Annotated in this window: 19 protein-coding genes; 11 read left to right on the top strand and 8 right to left on the bottom strand. The window is 61.6% G+C overall.

Annotated features, from left to right (window positions below; all coding sequences use genetic code 11):
* Nucleotides 1–67: 67 nt before the first annotated feature.
* The 4 genes from AC6CHO_RS00300 (at nt 68) to AC6CHO_RS00285 (ending at nt 5,599) form a co-directional block, all read left to right on the top strand.
* Nucleotides 68–967 carry a polysaccharide deacetylase family protein gene (locus AC6CHO_RS00300; RefSeq protein WP_498213104.1) on the top strand — a complete coding sequence of 300 codons (900 nt, stop codon included), beginning with the start codon at nt 68–70 and terminating at the stop codon, nt 965–967.
* A 66-nt stretch (nt 968–1,033) separates the two neighbouring features.
* The gene (locus AC6CHO_RS00295; RefSeq protein ID WP_498213103.1) at nt 1,034–2,350 is read left to right on the top strand and encodes a GNAT family N-acetyltransferase; all 1,317 of its coding nucleotides are present in this window, start codon (nt 1,034–1,036) and stop codon (nt 2,348–2,350) included.
* Between the two features lie 218 nt (nt 2,351–2,568).
* Entirely contained in the window at nt 2,569–4,044 is a 1,476-nt protein-coding gene (gene rpsA / locus AC6CHO_RS00290) for a 30S ribosomal protein S1 (protein ID WP_058254564.1), read from the top strand.
* 247 nt (nt 4,045–4,291) lie between these two features.
* On the top strand, nt 4,292–5,599 hold the full coding sequence (locus AC6CHO_RS00285; protein ID WP_498213102.1) for a hypothetical protein: 1,308 nt from the start codon (nt 4,292–4,294) through the stop codon (nt 5,597–5,599).
* 59 nt (nt 5,600–5,658) lie between these two features.
* Here the strand turns inward: AC6CHO_RS00285 and AC6CHO_RS00280 are convergent, their stop codons facing one another.
* The 3 genes from AC6CHO_RS00280 to AC6CHO_RS00270 form a co-directional block, all read right to left on the bottom strand.
* Nucleotides 5,659–7,305 carry an HNH endonuclease signature motif containing protein gene (locus AC6CHO_RS00280; protein ID WP_498213101.1) on the bottom strand — a complete coding sequence of 549 codons (1,647 nt, stop codon included), beginning with the start codon at nt 7,303–7,305 and terminating at the stop codon, nt 5,659–5,661.
* 62 nt (nt 7,306–7,367) lie between these two features.
* A complete protein-coding gene (locus AC6CHO_RS00275; protein ID WP_498213100.1) occupies nt 7,368–8,531 on the bottom strand; it encodes a class I SAM-dependent methyltransferase in 1,164 nt (387 codons plus the stop codon).
* Complete coding sequence (locus tag AC6CHO_RS00270; RefSeq protein WP_498213099.1) at nt 8,528–9,202, bottom strand: YigZ family protein; 675 nt, start codon at nt 9,200–9,202, stop codon at nt 8,528–8,530. The genes AC6CHO_RS00275 and AC6CHO_RS00270 overlap by 4 nt, the downstream gene beginning before the upstream one ends.
* 25 nt (nt 9,203–9,227) lie before the next feature.
* Here AC6CHO_RS00270 and coaE point away from each other — a divergent pair, with 25 nt between their 5' ends.
* The 5 genes from coaE to AC6CHO_RS00245 all read left to right on the top strand — a co-directional run bounded on the left by coaE (nt 9,228) and on the right by AC6CHO_RS00245 (nt 14,073).
* Entirely contained in the window at nt 9,228–9,824 is a 597-nt protein-coding gene (gene coaE / locus AC6CHO_RS00265; RefSeq protein WP_444663456.1) for a dephospho-CoA kinase, read from the top strand.
* Between the two features lie 2 nt (nt 9,825–9,826).
* On the top strand, nt 9,827–10,075 hold the full coding sequence (locus AC6CHO_RS00260) for a hypothetical protein (RefSeq protein WP_444663458.1): 249 nt from the start codon (nt 9,827–9,829) through the stop codon (nt 10,073–10,075).
* A gap of 74 nt (nt 10,076–10,149) precedes the next feature.
* Nucleotides 10,150–12,237 carry an excinuclease ABC subunit UvrB gene (gene uvrB, locus AC6CHO_RS00255; protein ID WP_498213097.1) on the top strand — a complete coding sequence of 696 codons (2,088 nt, stop codon included), beginning with the start codon at nt 10,150–10,152 and terminating at the stop codon, nt 12,235–12,237.
* 243 nt (nt 12,238–12,480) lie between these two features.
* On the top strand, nt 12,481–13,521 hold the full coding sequence (locus tag AC6CHO_RS00250; RefSeq protein WP_444663461.1) for a TerC/Alx family metal homeostasis membrane protein: 1,041 nt from the start codon (nt 12,481–12,483) through the stop codon (nt 13,519–13,521).
* Nucleotides 13,522–13,620: 99 nt separating this feature from the next.
* Entirely contained in the window at nt 13,621–14,073 is a 453-nt protein-coding gene (locus AC6CHO_RS00245) for a MarR family winged helix-turn-helix transcriptional regulator (RefSeq protein ID WP_498213096.1), read from the top strand.
* A gap of 63 nt (nt 14,074–14,136) precedes the next feature.
* Here the strand turns inward: AC6CHO_RS00245 and AC6CHO_RS00240 are convergent, their stop codons facing one another.
* Nucleotides 14,137–15,423: an alpha/beta fold hydrolase gene (locus AC6CHO_RS00240; protein ID WP_498213095.1), complete on the bottom strand. Its 1,287-nt coding sequence runs from the start codon at nt 15,421–15,423 to the stop codon at nt 14,137–14,139.
* Nucleotides 15,423–15,908 (bottom strand): GNAT family N-acetyltransferase, encoded by a 486-nt coding sequence (locus AC6CHO_RS00235; RefSeq protein WP_498213093.1) that lies wholly within the window; start codon nt 15,906–15,908, stop codon nt 15,423–15,425. Before AC6CHO_RS00235 ends, AC6CHO_RS00240 begins: the two co-directional genes overlap by 1 nt.
* Before the next feature lie 62 nt (nt 15,909–15,970).
* On the opposite strand from AC6CHO_RS00235, the gene AC6CHO_RS00230 reads away from it, so the two are divergent.
* Complete coding sequence (locus AC6CHO_RS00230; RefSeq protein ID WP_498213091.1) at nt 15,971–16,723, top strand: metal-dependent hydrolase; 753 nt, start codon at nt 15,971–15,973, stop codon at nt 16,721–16,723.
* A 74-nt stretch (nt 16,724–16,797) separates the two neighbouring features.
* On the top strand, nt 16,798–17,739 hold the full coding sequence (locus AC6CHO_RS00225; RefSeq protein ID WP_498213090.1) for a hypothetical protein: 942 nt from the start codon (nt 16,798–16,800) through the stop codon (nt 17,737–17,739).
* A 2-nt stretch (nt 17,740–17,741) separates the two neighbouring features.
* Here AC6CHO_RS00225 and AC6CHO_RS00220 read toward each other — a convergent pair whose 3' ends face one another.
* From AC6CHO_RS00220 to AC6CHO_RS00210, 3 genes are all read right to left on the bottom strand, one after another.
* Entirely contained in the window at nt 17,742–17,936 is a 195-nt protein-coding gene (locus AC6CHO_RS00220; protein ID WP_171919689.1) for a hypothetical protein, read from the bottom strand.
* Nucleotides 17,937–18,070: 134 nt separating this feature from the next.
* Nucleotides 18,071–18,475: an NUDIX domain-containing protein gene (locus AC6CHO_RS00215; RefSeq protein WP_498213089.1), complete on the bottom strand. Its 405-nt coding sequence runs from the start codon at nt 18,473–18,475 to the stop codon at nt 18,071–18,073.
* 4 nt (nt 18,476–18,479) lie between these two features.
* Complete coding sequence (locus AC6CHO_RS00210; RefSeq protein WP_498213088.1) at nt 18,480–21,011, bottom strand: DEAD/DEAH box helicase; 2,532 nt, start codon at nt 21,009–21,011, stop codon at nt 18,480–18,482.
* Nucleotides 21,012–21,029: the final 18 nt, after the last annotated feature.

The raw sequence follows: 21,029 nt of genomic DNA, 5'->3' as shown, positions 1-21,029 counted from the left end.
GCAGGAGCATCGAGAGGTGATCCTGCCCTTGCCGCATGATCACGCGGGTTCGACGAAAGAAAAGAACATGGAGCACTACACGCGCCGTCGGGTGCTGAAAGCCGGCAGCCTGGGCCTGGGGGCGCTAGCGACCGGGCTGATCGCCGGTTGCAGCGCAGGCGATCCGGTGGGCCGAGCCGGTTCAGCGGCAGCGTCGGCGCCGGCCGGCCCCGTGCCCGATGCGGCTGCGTCGCCTCTGGCTTCGGCCAGCCCCCAAGCGGTGTACCTGAGCCGGAGCCAGGCCGTGGCGAAGTTCGAAGGCGTTCCGGCGGGCCAGTTCGGTCTGGACATCCCAGGCATCGAGCTTCGATTGCCTCGGGCCGATGGCGCCGCGGCGTTGACCTTCGATGCCTGTGGGGGACCGAAGGGCTCCGGGGTGGATGAAGCGCTGCTGGACGTATTGCGTGCCAGGAAGGTGCCCGCGACATTGTTCGTCAACCAACGCTGGGCTCGCGCCAATGCGCGTCTGCTGGCTGAGCTGGTCGACGAGAAGTTGTTCGAGATCGCCAACCACGGAACCAGCCATGCCCCGCTGGCCACCTTGGGGCAGTCAGCCTACGGTATCGGCGGCACGGGTTCGATTGGCCAGGCCTACGACGAGGTGATGGGAAACCAGCGGTACCTGGCCGACCAGTTCGGAATCGTCGCGAAATTCTTCCGTTCCGGTACCGCGCACATGGACGAAGCCGGTGCGGTGATGTGCCGGGAGCTGGGCGTGGTTCCAATGAATTTCACCGTCAATCTGGATGCCGGAGCGACCTTCGGTGCGCAGACTGTGGCCGCTCAGGTCCGCCAGCTGGGTGCCGGGGACGTAGGCATCGGGCACTTCAACCAGCCGGCTTCCGGCACAGCCAAAGGCATGGCGCTCGGGCTGGGGCCGGCCCTGGAGTCCGGACTCCGGTTCATCACCCTCTCCGAAGCCTGGTGATTGCGCCCCTTGCGCAGCGCGAAGCTGCACATAGACTGTGAGCAGCCGATTCCCCTGTCAAGGAGCATGATGAGACCAGAGCGCGAGCCGAAACTGGAAACCCGGACGTACCAGGCCACCGAACGCCGCCCCGAAATCGACGAAGCGATCAAGGTCTTCCACCAGGCCACCGGGATCGGCTTCTATGAGCCGCTGCCGGAAGAGAAGCAGTGGTCGAACTACTTGGACTTGACCTATGCCCAAAAGATGCGCTTTTCACTGGTGTTCGACACCGCCGCGGAACCGCACTCGCGCCATGCCGCCGACCCGGTGCACACCTATGGGGCGTTCCCGGGGCTGATCAACGCCGGGGGCAAGGCGCCCGTTCCAACGCACAAGATTTCTGCCGTCACGGTCGCGCCGAGCTATCGGCGGCGCGGCATTCTGTCGAAGCAGATCACCGCCGACCTCGCCTACGCCCAGCAGGCAGGATTCCCGATGGCGGCGTTGTCCGCGTCGGAGGCGACCATTTACGGGCGGTTCGGCTTCGAGCCGGCCACTTACCAAACCCGGTTCACGCTCAAGTGCGCCCAGGGGGTCAAGCTGCGCGTGCAGGTGCCCGGCCAGGTGATCGATGTCGATCCGAAGCAGTTCGGGGCGCAGTACGCGGCCCTGTCAGTGAATGCGCTGCAGCAGACCTTCGGCTCCGTGGACAGCACCGAGTACGATGACGGCTTCGCCTTGGGACGCTGGGACACCTGGGAGAGCCTGGGCAAGCCGAAGAACCTGCGCTTTGCCGCCTACTACGACGGCGACGGCCAGCTCGGCGGCTTCGCCACGTACAAGTTCGGCGGATGGGATGAGCCCAAGGCAAAACTGGTCGTGCAAAAGCTGGTAGCTACGAGCGAGGCAGCCCGCATCAAGCTCTTCGAGTACCTGGGCAACCATGACCTGGTGGAGGAAGTACACGGCCAAGGCCCGGTGGCGGATCCGCTGCGCCATGTGCTGGAAAACGTTCGCGACTACCACGTGCGTTCCATAGACGATGTCTTGTGGCTGCGCGTTCTCGACGTTGTTGCCGCCTTCGAAGCGCGCGGCTACCAGCATGAGGCGCAGTTGGTGTTGAGCGTGAGCGATCGGCTGGAGATGATTTCCGGAAGCTACCTCTTCGACGTGTCCGATTCCCATGTCGCGGTCAGCCGAATCGAAGAAGGGCATGCTCCAGCCGGCCTGCCCCGGGTGTCTCTGTCGGCGCGCGAACTTGCGGGGCTGTACCTGGGGTCCGTGCAATTGGGGCAATTGCTGGATTCGGGCCGCGCCGTTCTGGAAAACGGGGGACAGCCGGGGAACTGGATGCACTTATTCAACGCGCCCCACGAGGGATTCACGCCGCACGGCTTCTAGCGGCAGGGGCCGCATCAACCGCCCGTTATGACGAAGTTCACAAAATGCTGACGTGGATGTTAGTGGGTTACGCTTTGACCCGCACTCTGGTATACGCGTAGACTTGTACAGCGTGCCATGGCGCTAGTTGTGGCTGCAAGCAAGTTCTACCCGCTCGAAATTCCGGGACTTCCGGGGTTTCGACTGATCAAATCTATCCACATCGGAGTCCCTACTACATGACCATCACCTCGAACGAGAACAACAGCGCACCAGTCGTCGCAATCAACGACATTGGATCTGCTGAGGACTTCTTGGCCGCAGTCGACGCCACCATCAAGTACTTCAACGATGGTGACCTCGTCGAAGGCACCGTCGTCAAGGTTGACCACGACGAAGTTCTGCTCGACATCGGTTACAAGACCGAAGGTGTCATTCCTTCCCGCGAGCTTTCCATCAAGCACGACGTTGACCCAGGTGAAGTTGTCACCGTTGGCGACAGCGTTGAAGCCTTGGTTCTGACCAAGGAAGACAAGGAAGGCCGCCTGATCCTGTCCAAGAAGCGTGCTCAGTACGAGCGTGCTTGGGGCGACATCGAAAAGATCAAGGAAGAGGACGGCGTCGTTACCGGTACCGTCATCGAGGTTGTCAAGGGTGGCCTCATCCTGGACATCGGCCTGCGTGGTTTCCTACCAGCATCGCTGGTCGAGATGCGCCGTGTGCGCGATCTGGCTCCATACATCGGCCAGGAAATCGAAGCCAAGATCATCGAGCTGGACAAGAACCGCAACAACGTTGTGCTTTCCCGCCGTGCATGGCTCGAGCAGACCCAGTCCGAGGTTCGCTCGACCTTCCTCAACAAGCTGGAAAAGGGCCAGGTTCGTCCGGGCGTTGTTTCCTCCATCGTCAACTTCGGTGCATTCGTGGACCTGGGCGGCGTAGACGGCCTGGTACACGTTTCCGAGCTGTCTTGGAAGCACATCGACCACCCATCCGAGGTTGTCGAAGTTGGCCAGGAAGTCACCGTCGAGGTTCTCGAAGTCGATCTGGACCGCGAGCGCGTTTCCCTGTCGCTGAAGGCTACCCAGGAAGATCCTTGGCAGACCTTCGCCCGCACCCACGCACTGGGTCAGGTTGTACCGGGCAAGGTTACCAAGCTGGTTCCATTCGGTGCGTTCGTACGCGTCGAAGACGGCATCGAAGGCCTGGTTCACATCTCCGAGCTGGCAGTGCGCCACGTTGAGCTGGCCGAGCAGGTTGTCTCCGTTGGCGACGAGCTGTTCGTCAAGGTCATCGACATCGACCTGGAGCGCCGCCGCATCTCGCTGTCGCTCAAGCAGGCTAACGAAGGTGTTGACCCAGAGGGCACCGAGTTCGACCCAGCACTCTACGGCATGGCTGCAGAGTACGACGAGGCCGGCAACTACAAGTACCCAGAGGGCTTCGACCCAGAGTCGAACGAATGGCTCGAGGGCTTCGACACCCAGCGCGCTGCATGGGAAGCACAGTACGCTGCTGCCCAGGAGCGTTGGGAAGCACACAAGAAGCAGGTTGCAGCCGCAATCGTAGCTGACGCAGAAGCAGAGCCTGCTGCTGCAGGCAGCTCCGAGCCAGCTCCAGCTTCGTACTCCTCGGAGGCTCCAGCCACCGATGCAGGTACCCTGGCTTCCGACGAAGCTCTTGCTGCACTGCGCGAGAAGCTGACCGGCAACTAATTTCGGCTTCTGCCTTGTGCAGGAAACGTCATTAGCTTGAGCTGATGCGCGAAGGTCCAACCCGAAAGGGTTGGGCCTTCGTACTTTAACCCCGCGGCCATGGAATTTGCTGCGATCGGGTCGTCACCAATTCTGCTGATGCCACCGGTTCAGGAATAGCCCACAAGGAGGACTCGGGCTATAACCTGCCAACGATAGACTAAACCGGCACCAATGAGGTCCATTAGCAGACGGTGGTCAGGTACACATGGAGACCGAAAAGAGCGGACACGGCAGTACTGCGCTGAGTCCGAAGGCAGGCAAGCAGATTGTCCTGAAGCAGGTAACACGCGAAGAGTGGGCGTCCGTGCCCCGGACCATTCCCAATTTCTGGGTCGCAGCCGGCGCATGGCTCCCCATGGGGATTATCTTGTTTGTCCTCCACGATCAGCTCAGTGCGCTCGCCCTGGTGGCCGACGGGCTGTGGGGCCTGGTGTCCCTGTCCACGATCGCCTTTGCAATTGCGCTGATTTTCGGCAGCGGCAGACAGGCACCATGGTTGGGGGTCGGGATCACGGGCATCATCTATTGCTTCCAGCCGCACCACAGCGCAATTCAAACCTTCATGATGGTTGCGCTGGGATATTACGGGTTGCTGTCGATCCTCGTGGCTGCCAGCGACGCGCGATTCAAGAGCCTGCTGAGAAGCTGGCGAAGGGAGGCGACCGGCAGCCTCACCTTGGCTTCGGCCGAGCGCCGATGCTTTGGCGTCACCAAATACATGTCGCCTGTTGCTTGGAATCTGGCCTTGGGGGCACTTGCGTATCCGGCGGTGCGACTTGCGTGGGAATATTTCAGCACCGAGACCAGGTCGCTATCCGACCTCGACGCCGGGTTCCGTTTTGACCTGCTGGCCGCAATGACTCTTCTAGCCGTCTGCTTCCTGCTCAGCATTCTGCGCTGGATTGGCAGCCGGTCCGTTGGGATCTTCGCGCTAGAAATACCTGTCGATGCGCAAATCGGTCCCACCCCGTTGCGCGTGCTGGGACAGGCGATCCTGATCGAACAAGAAACTTGGAAATGCAGCTGCCGCGACTCTGAGAAAAACGAGAGCAAAAAACCATTTGTGGACCCCCGGTTCATTTTTGTCTCCGACTTCTGCCAGGTGCACGGCATTGAGGCTGTCAATAAGCTCAGCCATTCCGAATTCTTGCAAATAGCCCAGCAGCCATGGGTCTATGGCAGGAACCTCACCGGCAAGATTCTCGACGGGACCCGGCAACGCATGAACATTGTGGGACTCACCGGCTGGGGTTCGCGCCCGGTGTCGGTGCGATCGCCATGGTTGTACGGCGGCGGAGAACAGGCCAGCGACTACTATGCACCGCTTGCTGCGCGTGAACCGCTGAACCGCTCAAAGCGCGTTCTGAAAGTCATCGATCCGGCCGACAACACGCTTGCCGCCGAGTCCCTCCAGGAGAATACCCGAGAAGAAATGGACCGGATAAGTCTGCGATCGGTGGGTATTGAAGCGGAAGCAGTGCGCGTTCAGGGGGCGCGCCCCTTCCTTGCCTGAGCGAGAAAGCCATCGAGGTGCCTCGACCGCATTGCGGGTTCAAGGCAGCCCCGGCCCGGCTAGGCAGTCCCTATCAAGTGGTAGCGATTGCGCACAGGAGCCTGCGTCGGATCCATAAAACTTGGCAGAATGACTTTGGGGACTCCATCATCGGGGATGACTTTGATCAATCCGGCATGCACGTCGTGGTGATGCCCATCGCAGAGCATGGCACTCCAATAGACCGAGGTGACACCACCCTCGGACCAGAACCAGATGTGGTGGATATTGCACCGCTCAGGATCCATGGTGCATCCCGGGACGATACAGCCTCGATCGCGCACCGCTACGCCAAGCCGCATATAGCCTGGATGCTTGCGCTGGCTGCGGCCGATATCCAATATTTCACCCTTGCCGCCCAAAACCATGGGAATGATTCTTGCATTGGCCAGAGTTTGCCGCAGGTCCGTGGCGCTGAGCTTAAAGCCATGGGCCGTCATTCCATGGGTTTCTGCTCGGCCTTCCAGCTCTGCAAGCGTCAACATGACCACCACCCGGGGGTTGATCACGGGCAAATCCAGATTCGCAGCATCCGGTGGGGAAGAGCCCGGATCCGCGGCCCGATTCAGGGTTGCATCGAGCAGGCGCTTTAGACGCTTGGCGTTGAGTTCAAGCAACAGCATCATGGCATTGAGCCGGCGAGCGGCCGGAGCGATCGGCGGTGCTTCCGGTGCTTCGGCGGTTGCGGCTTCCTCATCGGTGACAAAATCCGGATGGTCGCCAGAGGCCTTTTCGGCATCGCCCTGCTCGTCGGTGAACGCTTCACGAGCTGTCTGGCCAGCACCGGAGCGCGGGTTATCGGCTTGGGCGAGCCCGGATTCGAAGAGATCGGCCCGGATTGGGCGCAGCCCCAGCTCGTACCAGATCAAGCCACGGCGCAAGCCCTTGCGGAAGATTCCTTCCTGGGCTTCGGGTTGGTCTTCCGACTGTTGATCGCGTGCCGTTTTGAGGACCAGATTGATCGCCTTGCGACGGGTTCCAGCATCCGGTTCATCCATTTCCGCATCCAGCACGGATTCCAGCAGCCGGCCATGGTCATCGCGCACGGTGGAGGTTGTCGGAGGGGCGAACTCGTCTCGTTCCGGTTCCAGGGTGCGCAGCCGGCGGGCCACAGATAGTGCCTCCGCTGGAGGACGGGAGCTATCGCGAAAACGCTGGGCCAGCAGGGGGAACTGTGCAGGATAGCGCTGATGCTGGTAATCGAACTGGGCAAGAACATGATGGGCGCTGGCCATGCGCCGCCGTGCCTCGAAATGCCCCAGGTCCACCCACGAGGCGAGCAAGTCGGTGCAGTTGGGGAAGGGCGGGCGCTGGCCGGTGCGCTGCGCGGGGCGGGTGAAATCGACAGTTCCTGCCCGCACGGCGTCCAGTTCGCCTTCGGCGAGGGTGTTGGCCGCCGTGGATTCGATGAGATGAGCCGCGTAAATCTGGGTGCGCAGCGCCTGGTGGGCGGCAAATTCGGCCGAGGTGGCCAGCGCCAGCGCAAAGCGCGGATCCTGCTGGTAGGCGGATTGGGGTTCCGGCCCTGCCTCAGAATCCGGGGCGAGGCGCTGGTGCAGGGCCGGGATGAGCGTGGCGATGCCCAGGGCATCTTCGGCGGTGAGGCACGAGGAGTCCTTGATCGCTCGGGTGAGGCTGGCAATTGCCTGGCCAACGGTTTCGCTCATGGGCCAAGAATGCGCTGCAGGTGCCGCGGCGCAACGCAAAAAGCGCGAGCTGTGGAAAAGCTTCAGGACCCCTTGATGGAGGAAGTAACCGTGAAGGTCTTGTCGCGTGCCAATTGCGCCGTGGGACCGATGCGGCGGGCTAATTCGCTGCGGTAGCGCAAATGCGAATTGAATACGCAAAGCAAGACGCCGCCGGGTGCCAGGACGCGGGCCGCATCGTCGATGAGCTTGAAGGCGATGTCGGCGGTCACCGTGTTGCCGATATGGAAGGGCGGATTGAGCGTGATGAGCGTGGCCGAGTTCGCCGGCAGGCGGCTGAGCGCGTCATCCTGGGTCGCGGTCATGCGGTCTGATAGCCCGTTGCGGGCAGCGGCGGCCAAGGTTGAGGCAACCGCGGAGGCCGAATGGTCGGAAGCGATAACCTGCAAGCGGGGATGGGTGAGCGCCGCATAGACGCCGATGGAGCCATTTCCGCAGGCGAGATCCACGAGGGCGGCATGCGCCGAAAGATCGGGCAGGTGCTCCAAAAGCAGTCGGGTGCCTGGATCCAAGCGGGCCGCGCCGAAGGTGCCCGCCCCGGCATGCAAGGTGAAATCGGTTCCGTTCACATGGTGGGTGGCGGTGGCGGGGAAACTGCAGGCTGGTTGCCTGGGCAGGGGATCGCTGGCGATCAGGACACGGGACTTTTGCCGTGCCAGGGAGACATCCACCCGGGCGAATCGGGCGGCGAGCACCTGGTTCATCGACCGGCTCATGTGCTTGATGCGGCCACCGGCAAATAACCGGGCCTCGGGCGCGGCGACGGCGGCGAGGGCTGCGGCCTGTTCGTCCAGGACATCCAGGCCGCGAGGCAGGGCGAGGAGAATGGTGCCGGCCTGTTCGGCGACCTGGGCCAGCGGGTAGAAGCGGAGCAGATCGGCGGCGTCGGGAAGCAGCTGGCGGACATTGGCCTCGATGGCGCGGCGGGCGGTCAGCGAGTCGGTGTGCACGCGCACCGACGTGCTGCCCAGGGCCAGCGCCCCCGCGGCAAGCGCGCCGTAGTGGTCGCCGACGATGGCCATGGTGGAGGGCCAGCCGGTGTTCGCCAAGTCGCGGGCTGCGGTGTCCAAGATGAGCCTGTCGGCGGCATCGGCGGCGAAAAGGTTCGGCGCCTGGACATCTGGCCAGCGGCCCAGCTGGCTGAGCAGGGCTTCAAGATCGGCGGCAGGGCCGGGAGAGGTAGTCAAATCAGATCAACCCATCGGGTAGTTGCGGTGGCCAGTTCTCCGGCCCCGGCGGTCAGTGCGGCGACGTGGATGCGCAATTCTTCGGCGGCTTCGGGGGTGTCGGGAATGCCGATGTGCACCAGTGCGGCTTCTGCTTCCCAGTGCGTGGGCTCGATCTGGTAGCCGGCGGCGCGCAGTTCGTTCTCATAGCGTGCAGCTGAAGCGTGGGATGCCGGCAGGGTGAAAATCCGCAGGCGCTGGCGGCGCAGCAGGCCTGCGTGGTCAAGGCCCGAGGAGACCGCTTCCGAATAGGCGCGCACCAGCCCGCCGGCCCCCAGCTTGATCCCGCCAAAGTAGCGGACAACTACCGCCAGCGTGTCCGAGAGATGGCTTTGATCGGGCAGATCACGTTTGGCCAGGGCATCAAGCATCGGGATGCCGGCGGTGCCCGCGGGTTCCCCGTCGTCGTTGGAGCGCTGGGTCATCCGATCGGGGCCAAGGATGAAGGCGGTGCAATGGTGCCGCGCATCAAAGTGGGTTTTGCGCAGGCCGGCGATGCGGTTGCGGGCCTCGGCTTCGGTTTCTACCCGGTAGAGATAGGTGATGAAGCGCGAGCGCTTGATTTCCAGCTCGTGCACGCTGTCGCCGCGCAGCGTGGTGTAGCTGGTCGCGGCCGATTCGTTGGTGTTCATCGCTAATAGTTTATAGGGTGGAAGCATGAAGCATGTGGGACTGACCGGGGGAGTAGCCTCCGGAAAATCTGCGGTTGCAGCTAAATTGGCTGAGCTCGGAGCGGTGGTGATCGACGCCGACGCCTTGGCGCGCGAGGTGGTTGCCCCCGGCACCGACGGACTGGCTGCAATCAAGGACTGTTTCGGGCCGGAAATTTTGCAGCCCGACGGCTCCCTGGATCGCAAGGCCCTGGGTGCGATCGTCTTCGCCGATGAACAGGCCCGCCAGAAGCTGAACGCGATCGTCCACCCCTTGGTGCGCCAGGCGGCCGCCGTGGCACGCGAGCAAGCCCCGCACGGCGCCCTGGTGGTGGAGGACATCCCGCTGCTGGTCGAGTCCGGGCAGGCAGGAAAATTCGATGCGGTGATCGTCGTGCAGGCCCCGCAGGCAGAACGCATCCGCCGCATGGTCCAGAACCGCGGGTGGACCAGCCAGGATGCCGAATCCCGGATGGCCGCGCAGGCCACCGATGAGCAGCGGGCGGCCGTGGCCGATTACCTGCTGGAGAATTCGGGGACCCTGGAAGAACTCGAGGCGCAGGTTACTGCCCTTTACCGCCAACTGGCGCCAGCACAGGAGTAGGAATGTACAGGATCTGCAAGTGGACCACCCTGATCGCTTTCGCCCTCGCGCTGGTGTTATGGCTGGGATTTGGCGGACGCGCTGAATTCGTTGCCCGGGATTCCGGGCCGTATTCACCGGTGGTCTACATTTCCGGGTGGCTGGCCCTGCTCGGGCTGATCGCCGCGACCATCATGACCGTGGGCTTTTTCGGCAACGTCATCGGGCGCACCGTGAAGCGCAATGCGATCCGCTATGGCATGCGCAAGTAGCAGCGCGCCGCTTTAAGCTGAAAGCTGGCCACGGCAAGGCCCAAACGGTCGGGCCAAGTGGATATGCTGGATGCATGAGTCTTGCCCAGCCGATTAAGCGCGTTGTTGCCCCCTTTGAAGTCATCAGCGAATATGAGCCCGCCGGCGACCAGCCGCAGGCCATTAAGGAGCTGACCGAGCGCATCAACAACGGCGAAAAGGACATCGTGCTGCTCGGTGCCACCGGTACCGGCAAGTCCGCGACCACCGCCTGGCTGGTGGAGCAGGTGCAGCGCCCGACCTTGGTGCTGGTGCAGAACAAGACCCTGGCCGCCCAGCTGGCCAATGAATTCCGCGAGCTGATGCCCAATAACGCGGTGGAGTACTTCGTCTCCTACTACGACTACTACCAGCCCGAGGCCTACGTCCCGCAGACCGATACCTTTATCGAGAAGGACTCTTCGATCAACGAGGAGGTCGAGCGGCTGCGCCACTCGGCGACCAACTCGCTGCTGACCCGGCGCGATACCATCGTGGTCGCCACTGTGTCCTGCATCTACGGCTTGGGCACCCCCGAGGAGTACGTGGCCGGCATGGTCACCGTGCGCACCGGCGAGGAGCTGAATCGCGACGCCATGCTGCGCCAGTTCGTCGCCATGCAGTACACCCGCAATGACATGGACTTCCACCGCGGCACCTTCCGGGTGCGCGGGGATACCGTGGAAATCATCCCGATGTACGAGGAGCAGGCGGTGCGCATCGAGTTCTTCGGCGACGAAGTCGAAGCGATCTACACCCTGCACCCGGTCACCGGAGAGGCGATCCGCGAGGAAACCGAAATGTACATTTTCCCGGCCAGCCACTATGTGGCCGGCGCCGAGCGCATGGGCAAGGCAATCAAGCGGATCGAGGACGAGCTGGCGGTGCGCCTGAAGGAGCTCGAATCGCAGAACAAGCTGGTCGAGGCCCAGCGGCTGCGCATGCGCACCACCTATGACCTGGAAATGATGGAGCAGATGGGCTTCTGCAACGGCATCGAGAACTACTCGCGGCATATCGACGGCCGCGAGGCAGGCAGCGCCCCGCACTGCCTGATCGACTACTTCCCCGATGACTTCCTGCTGGTCATCGACGAGTCGCACGTGACCGTGCCGCAGATCGGCGCCATGTACGAGGGCGACATGTCGCGCAAGCGCACCCTGGTGGAGCACGGCTTCCGCCTGCCCTCCGCGATGGACAACCGACCGCTGAAGTGGGACGAGTTCCTGGAGCGCATCGGGCAGACCGTCTACCTTTCGGCTACCCCGGGCAAGTACGAGCTGGGCAAATCCGACGGGTTCGTCGAGCAGATCATCCGCCCGACAGGCCTGATCGACCCGGAGATCATCGTCAAGCCGACCAAGGGGCAGATCGACGACCTGCTCGATGAGATCCGCACCCGCGTGGACCGCGATGAGCGCGTGCTGGTCACCACGCTGACCAAGCGCATGGCCGAAGACCTGACCGATTACCTGACCGAGCACCAGGTGCGGGTGCAATACCTGCACTCGGATGTGGACACCATCCGGCGCGTGGAGCTGCTGCGCGAACTGCGCATGGGCTCCTTTGATGTGCTGGTGGGCATCAACCTGCTGCGCGAGGGGCTGGACCTGCCGGAGGTGTCGCTGGTGGCGATCCTCGACGCCGACAAGCAGGGCTTCCTGCGTTCGGCAACCTCGCTGATCCAGACCATCGGCCGTGCCGCCCGCAACGTGTCCGGCCAGGTGATCATGTACGCGGACAAGATCACCGACGCCATGGACCAGGCCATCGAGGAAACCAATCGCCGACGGGCGATCCAGGAGGCGCACAACAAGGAGCACGGCATTGACCCGATGCCGTTGCGCAAGAAGATCGCCGATATCACCGACCAGCTGGCGCGCGAGGATGCCGACACGCAGGAATTGCTGAACAACAACCGGCTGGCCAAGGACGCGAAGCGGACCAAGGCCTCGTCGAGCGTGCGCAAGGACGGGCTGGCGGCGGCACCTGCCGAGGACCTGCTCTCGCAGATCGAGGAGATGACCGAGCAGATGCACGCTGCGGCCGCCGAATTGCAGTTTGAATTGGCCGCCCGCATCCGTGATGAGGTGTCCGAGTTGAAGAAGGAATTACGCCAGATGAAGGCCGCCGGGCACGCTTAGCGGCGGGGCAGAGGGCCGGAGGCCTGCTTTGGGGGAAGCCTGTGGAGATGCTGTGCGCTACACTTAATGCTTGGACGTAGGGGAGTATCCCAATGCTGTGAACGTCAACACGCGAATCAATGGCGATTCGCCGGGCGCAGCAGCCGATCACCAGGCCAGCCTTTGAAGCGATTCGAAGGCCGGGGCGACGGCGGAGAGACTTGCGGCGATTTTCCATACCCTCCAACGAAAGGTCGCTCGTCCGTGGGCACTCATGGGTTAACCATTCAATTCGAGATCATCGCGCTGATCGTACTGTGCGCAGTTCTCATTGCAGACTTGTTGTACGTCACCAAGCGTCCGCACATCCCTTCCATGAAGGAAGCTGGCATCTTTGTCGGCATTTACATCGCACTGGCACTGATTTTCGGCGCGGTCATCTGGACCCAGTCCGGCCCGCAGCTCGGCCAGGAGTTCTACGCCGGCTGGATCACCGAATACGCGTTGTCCGTCGACAACCTGTTCGTCTTCATCATCATCATGGCGCGCTTCTCGGTACCACGGAAATATCAGCAGGAAGTGCTGATGTTCGGCATCATCATCGCGCTGATCCTGCGCGCGATCTTCATCGTGCTCGGCGCTGCCATCATCGAGCAGTGGTCGTGGGTCTTCTACATCTTCGGCGCCTTCCTGCTGTGGACCGCTTGGAACCAGCTCAAGGACGAAGACGAGGACGAAGAGAGCGGCCTGGTCAAGAAGCTGACCAGCAAGCTGCCGATCTCCAAGGACTTCGATGGCGCCAAGCTGCGCACCGTGATCGACGGCAAGAAGCTGTTCACCCCGATGGTCCTGGTCTTCGTGACCATCGGCATGACCGACTTGCTGTTCGCATTCGACTCGATTCCTGCAATCTTCGGCCTGACCAAATCAGCCTTCATCGTCTTCACCGCGAACATCTTCGCCTTGATGGGCCTGCGCCAGCTGTACTTCCTGCTCGGCGGCCTGATGAACCGACTGGTTTTCCTGAAGCACGCACTGAGCTTCATCCTGGCCTTCATCGGCGTCAAGCTGGTCTTCCACGCACTGCATGAAAACAACCTCCCGTTCATCAACGGCGGCGAGCCGCTGCACTACGCATGGCTGGACATCTCCGTGGGGCTGTCCCTGCTGGTGATCCTGGGTGCCATCGTTGTTGCCACCGTCATGTCGCTGTGGACCCCATGGGGCAAGCGCGCGGCAGCCAACGCCGAGGCTGAAGAAGTCACCAAGGCGTCGGAAAAAGCAAGCAACCCAACCGAAAAGTAGCTAGCTGATGCAAGCCCGCCGCTTGGCCCCTTTGGGGCCGGACGGCGGGTTTTCTCTGGCCAGCTTCTATTTCATGGAACTTCTCGTGGGGGATAGCAAATGAGTGATGCACCGCTTGATGCAGGAGCCGTAGCCACCGATCTGGCCCTGGCTTCAGGAACCATGTCCCGCTTGTTGGGGCAGGCCGCCGGGCAGGGGCGCTCTGTCACCGCTTGGCGGGTGCTTTCGTCGCTGGACCGGCTGGGCGCCCAGCGCGTGGGCGACCTGGCAATTGAACAGCGTGTCGCCCAGCCGACGATGACCGGACTGATTATCCGTCTCGAAAACGATCATATGGTGCAGCGCGAGCCTGATCCAAAGGACGGACGGGCAAGCCTGGTCAGCTTGACCGGGGCAGGCCGCGAAGAAATCCATGGCTACCGCCAGCGGGCCATCAACGTGCTGCTCGGCGGCATGGACGATTTCAGCGACACCGAACAGCAGGCCCTGGCCCGCGTGGTTCCACTGATGCTGCGAATCAACGATCGGATCGCCGCCGACTTGGACGGCTAGGTTCTGGATATTGAAAAGTCGCGCCGCTCCTTCAGAGGAGCAGCGCGACTTTGCTTTTGAACCCTACTGATCCTTGGCAGCGGCCTCGGGATCCTCGCCGTTGGCCATGGCCAAAAGCCGGCGGAAGATCGCCGGTCCTTCGTCACCGATGCCATCGTGATGATATTCGTCCGTAACCCAGGCCTGAAGCCCGGCGACCTGGGATGCGGTGCGCAGCGACAGCTCACGATCGACATAGACATCATCGTGGTACACAGCTGCGGCCACCGGCACGGTGTTCTTTGCGAGCACGTCCAGATCGTAGAGCGGAGCAAAATGCTCGTGCTCGGCCAGAATTCGGGCCACATCTTCCAACGGGCGCAAGGCCGGATCCTCGGCAAAATGCCATCGGAAGATCATTTCACCGGTCAACAGCGGCGTTGCCGCATGCACGGTGAAGTCGGGGTATTCCGGGAGTACCTGTTCGGCGGCGAAGTTTGTTGCCTCGCCCTGGGCATAGATCGTTTCATGCATCAGCGCGTAGAGCGGGTTTGAAGCGAATGAGGATTGAGCCTGCAACGCATCGAGGAAGGCATCGGAAAGCCGCGGCCCGCCTGGCGTTTGGTTGAAGGCTTCCTCGAAAATGTGGTGCAGCAGGTGCACCCGGGTATTGCCGCCCAAGTACATGCCGAGCATCTGCACCAGCGGGACGGTGACCTGCTGGCCGTTGGGCAATCGCTCGTCGCGGTTCTCGCGCACATGCTCGTAGATCCGGTGCAGGGTTTCGAAGTCCTGCGGATACCAGGAAAAGTATTCGCGGTTGCGTTCGGTCATGCGCTGGTAGGTGGCCCGGTATACGGTCTTCGCATCTTGATCCAGCGATGCCAGACCTCCGGTGACCAGGCAGCGGGTGAGGGACTGCGGGAAGAGCGAGAGATAGGTCAGGGTGCAGAACCCGCCGTAGCTTTGCCCCAGGGTGCTCCACTGATCGATGCCCAGATATTCACGGAAGGCCTCTGCATCACGCACGATCGAGTCAGCACGGAAGTGCTCCAGATAGCGTGCCTGGGCCGCTGAGTCTCCGCGCAGCGGCAAGGTTTTTCGGTTGGCCGGCGTTGATAGGCCGGTGCCACGCTGATCAAGCAAGAGAACACGGAAGTGCTTCACCGCTTCGGCCAGCCAGCCCGACAACGAACCGGGCCTTGGCGATTTTCCTCCCGGACCGCCCTGCAGGAACAGCAGCCAGGGCTTCGTCGAATCGGTGCTGACCTCTCGGGCGAACACCGAGATTTCTTCGCCTTCTGGATGCGAGTGATCCAGCGGGACCTCGATCCGGTGATCGGTGACGTCCATGCCGCGGTAATGCGCCATTACTTTGCTCCTTGCGTTCCGAGGGCCTGTAGCGCGTCGCTGTCCAGGCGCCGGGTGGTCCACCCGGTCAGTGCACCCGCGCCGATTGCGTCATAAAATTTGATGGCTGGTTCGTTCCAGTCAAGAACTTGCCATTCCAGGCGCTTGTATCCTCGTTCAACGCAGATCTTTGCCAGCGTGCGCAACAAGGCATTTCCGGTGCCCAAGCCGCGCTGGTTTGCTCGAACGTACAAGTCCTCCAAGTGAATTCCGTAGCGGCCTTCCCACGTGGAATAGGTCAAATACCAAATGGCTATGCCGACGACTCCGGATTCGTCCTCAGCCACATGAGCGAACGCCCGGGGGCTGTTGCCAAACAGATGCTGCTCAAGGTCCTGAACGGTGTTGCGCACCGCGTCCGGCTCCTTCTCATAGTCTGCGAGTTCCTGGATCAATTCCAGAATTTGAGGGCAATCATCGATGACAGCTTCACGCACAATACTCATGTGTCCTAGCTTACCGCTGTCGTATCGCTAAAACGTCGGTGACCAGTCCTAAGGTTGAATGCATGATGGGTGGACACCACGCGGTGAGCGGCGCAGCCGCATGGTTGGCAATTACTACTCCGGTCACCGTGGGGTCGGTTGACCTGGGGCTGGGTACCTTCCAGATGGACCGCTGGGAGACGCTCGCTGGGGCGATCGTTTGTGCTGGTGCAGCATTGCTTCCCGATGCAGATCATCACGGTGCAACCATCGCCCGCGCCCTGCCGCCCTTTTCCAGTATTTTTGCCCGAGTCATCGGTGAAGTTTCCGGGGGACACCGCAACGGCACGCATTCCATTTTGGGCATGGCTTTTTTTATCTTTATTGCGTGGCTTGCAAATGGCTGGGACGTTCATACCGCGGCGCTGGGCACGGTCTATCCAGGAGCGGCCCTCTTCGCAGTCCTGCTGATCTCCTTTGCCGTGAAGTCCGTGAAGTTCATGCCGCCGGTGCTGTGCTGGGTCATTGCCTTGGCCACCGGAGCCTTTGTCGGCGTGAACGCTCCCGAAGAAAACACCTGGTTCCTGCTGGCAGTGGCCTTGGGAGTCATCGTGCATGTGCTCGGGGACATGCTGACCGTCGGCGGCTGCAATCTCATTTGGCCGATCAAGATTGGCTCGCCACGCTGGTTCCGCAAGCTGCCGCTGGTTGGGGGTTGCTGGAAAGCCAACGGACGCGTGGCTGTCCCTGTCCTTGCAGAGACGGGATCCACGGCGGAGTGGCTTTTCGCGACCTTGTTGACGACCTACGTCGGCGTCGCGCTCATTGTTGCCTGACCCGCATTCCTCCGGACACTTGTCATTGCAGCAGCGCTTGTTAACTAGGCAGCGATCTGGCAGTATCGCATTTCATGCGAATTGAATTCACGAGGCGGGTTTCGTGGCCTGAACTTCCGCAGGAACTTCGTTCAATCATTGAACGCCAACTAGGCACCCCTGTGGTTGGCTCAGTGAGCCGAGTAGGTGGCTTCTCGCCTGGAAGCGCCGACCTGCTGAAGCTACGAGATGGACGTTCGGTGTTTGTTAAAGCAGTGGATGCTGGCGTTAATCAGCATGCGGCCTCATTACACGCGAGTGAGGCAAAGATTGCCGCTATCTTGCCAGCAACTATTCCGGCCCCGAAATTCTTGTCAGGTGTTCGATGGCATGGGTGGCAAGCGCTGATCTTTGCCGCAGCTGAGGGCACCTGCCCCAGTGTCCCGTGGAAAACCGAGGAACTTCGTATGGTTCTGGACACGCTGGTGAGCATTAGGTCAACCGTTGAAGTGCAAGCAGTCGAGAGTCTTCCAATCCTTGAAGAGGAGCTTCGAGAGGACTTTGCAGGTTTCGCCAGGATGATCAAAGACGGATTTGAACCTGACGATCGTTGGATTGCACAGAATCTTGAGCATCTTAATAAGTTGTCGGAGCTCGGAACTGTTTCACTATCGGGGAACGATTTGGTTCATTCAGACTTGCGCGCCGACAATATCCTGATTAGTGAGAGTGGAGATATTTCATTCGTGGATTGGCCGTGGGCATCTCGCGGTGCCTCGTGGTACGACGCTTTGACAGTGTTGATCGAGGCCAGATTACACGCTCCTGAACTCGACGTTCAGGCTATCGTCGACACACACGCTGTTTTCGAGTCAATAGCTCCTGAGGCACTGGTTGCTGTGCTGGCAGGGTTAACTGGATTTTACTGGGACGCTGCCCGCAGACCGCCGATACCTTCGATGCCGACTTTGTGCGATTATCACGCACAGCAGGCCGTCGCCTGCTCCAGTTGGCTCAAGGAGCTCGCCGGTCGATAACTTCAGTATTTGGCTTGAGCCGCACGAAGGTTTTCGCCTTGATAGACCAATGCCAGCCCGAGCACCAAAAGCCCAGCCTGGAGCAACGTGGAGAGCAGCGCTTCGGCGGCAAAAAGTGCCGACCAGCCGCTGAGCAGGACGATCAGGACAAACAGTATGACGCAAGCACCTGCCAGGCGCAGCTGTAATCCGTTCATGGACATACCCTACGACGCTGCCCGCAGCCTGGCTATCGATTAATCGATAACCCTGCAACGGGCAGTATCCATGTGAGATCAAATCGGCTATTGATGCGAAGCTGCCTTGATCGGGCAGCCGTGCGCTTTGGCCTCTATCGTCGAAGAATCCCCGAGAGCACTGCTTTCTCGTGGGGTACCAGATTTTCGGGAAGCAGATCATCCCGGAACCAGCGTAAATCCGAGGCCTTATCCGGTTCCATGATGCGAGGTGTTCCAGCCCAAGCGGTGGCCAGATAAAAATGATCGGTCATGCCATCGTCACCTGCCACCGGTTGCCGCCGCGGCACAATGGCCAACGCTCGAAGATCGGCCAGAGCAATGCTCACGCCCAATTCTTCCCGAGCTTCCCGGATCGCCGCGGCCTCGCTTGATTCGCCAGGCTCGAGGTGTCCAGCAGCAGCAATACCCCAGCAGCCGTCCATGAAGCCCGTGCCCTGCCGAAGCTGCAACAACACCTCGTTGCCCCGGCGGAGCACCACGTAGCTGATGGCGGTCATCGGGCTAGTCCATTCGTCCCACGGAATTCACGGTCACCACTGGTGCGCCTACTTCATCTGAGTCGTCCAGGGAGATCGTTGCGCTGATACCCCAGTCGTGGTGTTCAGAAGGATCGGCGAAGATCTGGCGGACTTCCCAAACGCGGTTGGGCAGCTCATTGACGATGAACAGCTTCGAGCTGCGGCCGGTCGGGCCATCGTCGATGTCCTCATGCTCGTCGAAGTAGCCATCCATCGCATCGGCCCACGTATCTGCGTCAAAGCCGTTATGTCCATCGAGCTCGCCCAGGGCCTGATCCTGTTCGTCGGCAAATAGCTTGACGCGGCGGAACATCTCATTGCGCACCATGACGCGGAATGCGCGCTTGTTGCTGGTCAGCTTTTCCGGTGCCGGAGGCGGGGCCGTTTCGGTTTCTTCGCTCAGCTCGCCGCGGGAGAGCTCCTCCCACTCGTCCAGCAGCGACGAGTCGATCTGGCGAATCATCTCGCCGAGCCATTCGATCAGGTCTTCAAGGTCCTCGCGCAGGGCGTCCTGCGGGACGGTCTGGCGCAGCGCCTTGTAGGCATCGGTCAGATAGCGCAGCAAGACGCCCTCGGAGCGTGCCAGCTGGTAGTACTGGACAAAATCGGAGAAGCCCATGGCGCGTTCGTACATGTCGCGCACGATGGACTTCGGCGCCAGCTCGAAGTCCGAAAGCCAGGGGGCGCCGGAGCGGTACTGCTCGAACGCTGATTCCAGCTTCTCGGCCAGCGGCATCGCATAGGTGATTTCGTCCAGCGCGTTCATCCGGTCGTTGTAGTCCATGCCTTCGGCCTTCATCGCGGCAATGGCTTCGCCGCGGGCCTTCTTCTCCTGGCCCGAGAGCACCTGGCGCGGCTTTTCCAAGGTCGCTTCGATCACCGAAACCACATCCAGCGCGTAGCTGGCGGATTCCGGATCCAGCAGGTCCAAGGCGGCCAGGGCGAAGGGGGAGAGCGGCTGGTTCAGCGCGAAGTTCTGCTGCAGGTGCACGGTCAGCTCGTAGTAGTTGCCGTACTCGTCAGGCTCATCGCGGCGTACCACAACCTCGGTGGCGATCAGCTCTCGCAGGATGCCCAGGGCGCGCAGCTTCAGCTTGCGCTGCGAAGCCGGGGTCTCATGGTTCTCGGAGAGCAGGCGCTGGGCGGCTTCGAAGGCATTGTCTTCGCGCTCGAGCAGGTTCAGCAGCATCGAGTGCGAGACCTGGAAGGAGGACTTCAGCGTCTCGGGGGAGGCCTCGACGATCTTCTCAAAGGTCTTCTCGCCCCAGGTCACGAAGTTCTGCGGCGGCTTCTTCTTCGGGATCTGCTTGAGCTTCGACGAGCCCTCGCCGTGCTTCTTCAGCGCCTTTTCCATGGCCTTGTGGTTCTCGATCGCATGCTCGGGCGCCTGGACCAGCACGGTGCCTGCGGTATCGAAGCCCGCACGACCGGCACGGCCGGCGATCTGGTGGAACTCGCGGGCGTTCACGATACGGGTACGGGTACCGTCGAACTTGGACAGCGCGGTGATGACCACGGTGCGGATCGGCACGTTGATGCCCACGCCCAGGGTGTCCGTGCCGCAGATGACCTTGAGCAGGCCGGCCTGGGCCAGCTGCTCGACCAGGCGGCGGTATTTGGGCAGCATGCCCGCGTGGTGGATGCCGATGCCGTGGCGCACCAGGCGGTTCAAGGTCTTGCCGAAGCCTGCGGCGAAACGGAAGCCGCCGATCATCTCCGAGATCTTTTCCTTCTCCTCGCGGGTGGCTACATTAACGCTCATCAACCCGGTAGCGCGGTCGATCGCGTCGAGCTGGGAGAAGTGGACGATGTAGATCGGGACCTGCTTGGTCTTGATCAGTTCCTCGACCGCTTCCTGAACCGGCTCCATGGAGTAGTAGAAGTGCAGCGGGATCGGGCGCTCGGTATGCGCGACGGTGACCGTCGGGGTGCCGGTGCGCTCTTCGAGTTCCTTCTCGAAGCGGGTGACATCGCCGAGGGTGGCGCTCATCAGCAGGAACTGCGCCTGGGGAAGCTCAATGAGAGGCACCTGCCAGGCCCAGCCGCGCTGCGGGTCGGCATAGAAGTGGAACTCATCCATGATGACGCAGCCTACATCGGCCTTTGAGCCTTCGCGAAGCGCGATATTCGCCAGAATTTCCGCGGTGCAGCAGATGATCGGCGCGTCCGCATTCACCGACGAGTCGCCGGTGACCATGCCGACATTTTCTGCGCCGAAGATCTTGCACAGGTCGAAGAACTTCTCCGATACCAGCGCTTTGATAGGAGCGGTGTAGAAGCTGATCTGGTCGCGGGCCATGGCGTAGAAATGCGCGGCAATGGCCACCATGGACTTGCCCGAGCCGGTGGGCGTGGCAAGGATGACGTTGTTGCCGCCGGCCAGTGCCATCGACGCTTCATCCTGCGCGGGGTAGAGGGTGATGCCGCGGGCGGTGACCCATTGGCCGAACGACTCGTAGATTTCGTCGTCGGATACGTTCTTGCTGTCTGCTGGCAAATATTCGGTGAGCAACATGATGGTACTAGCCTATCG

It is taken from the genome of Glutamicibacter sp. GQ173, assembly GCF_059759215.1.
This window is presented reverse-complemented; position numbering and strand designations above follow the sequence as displayed.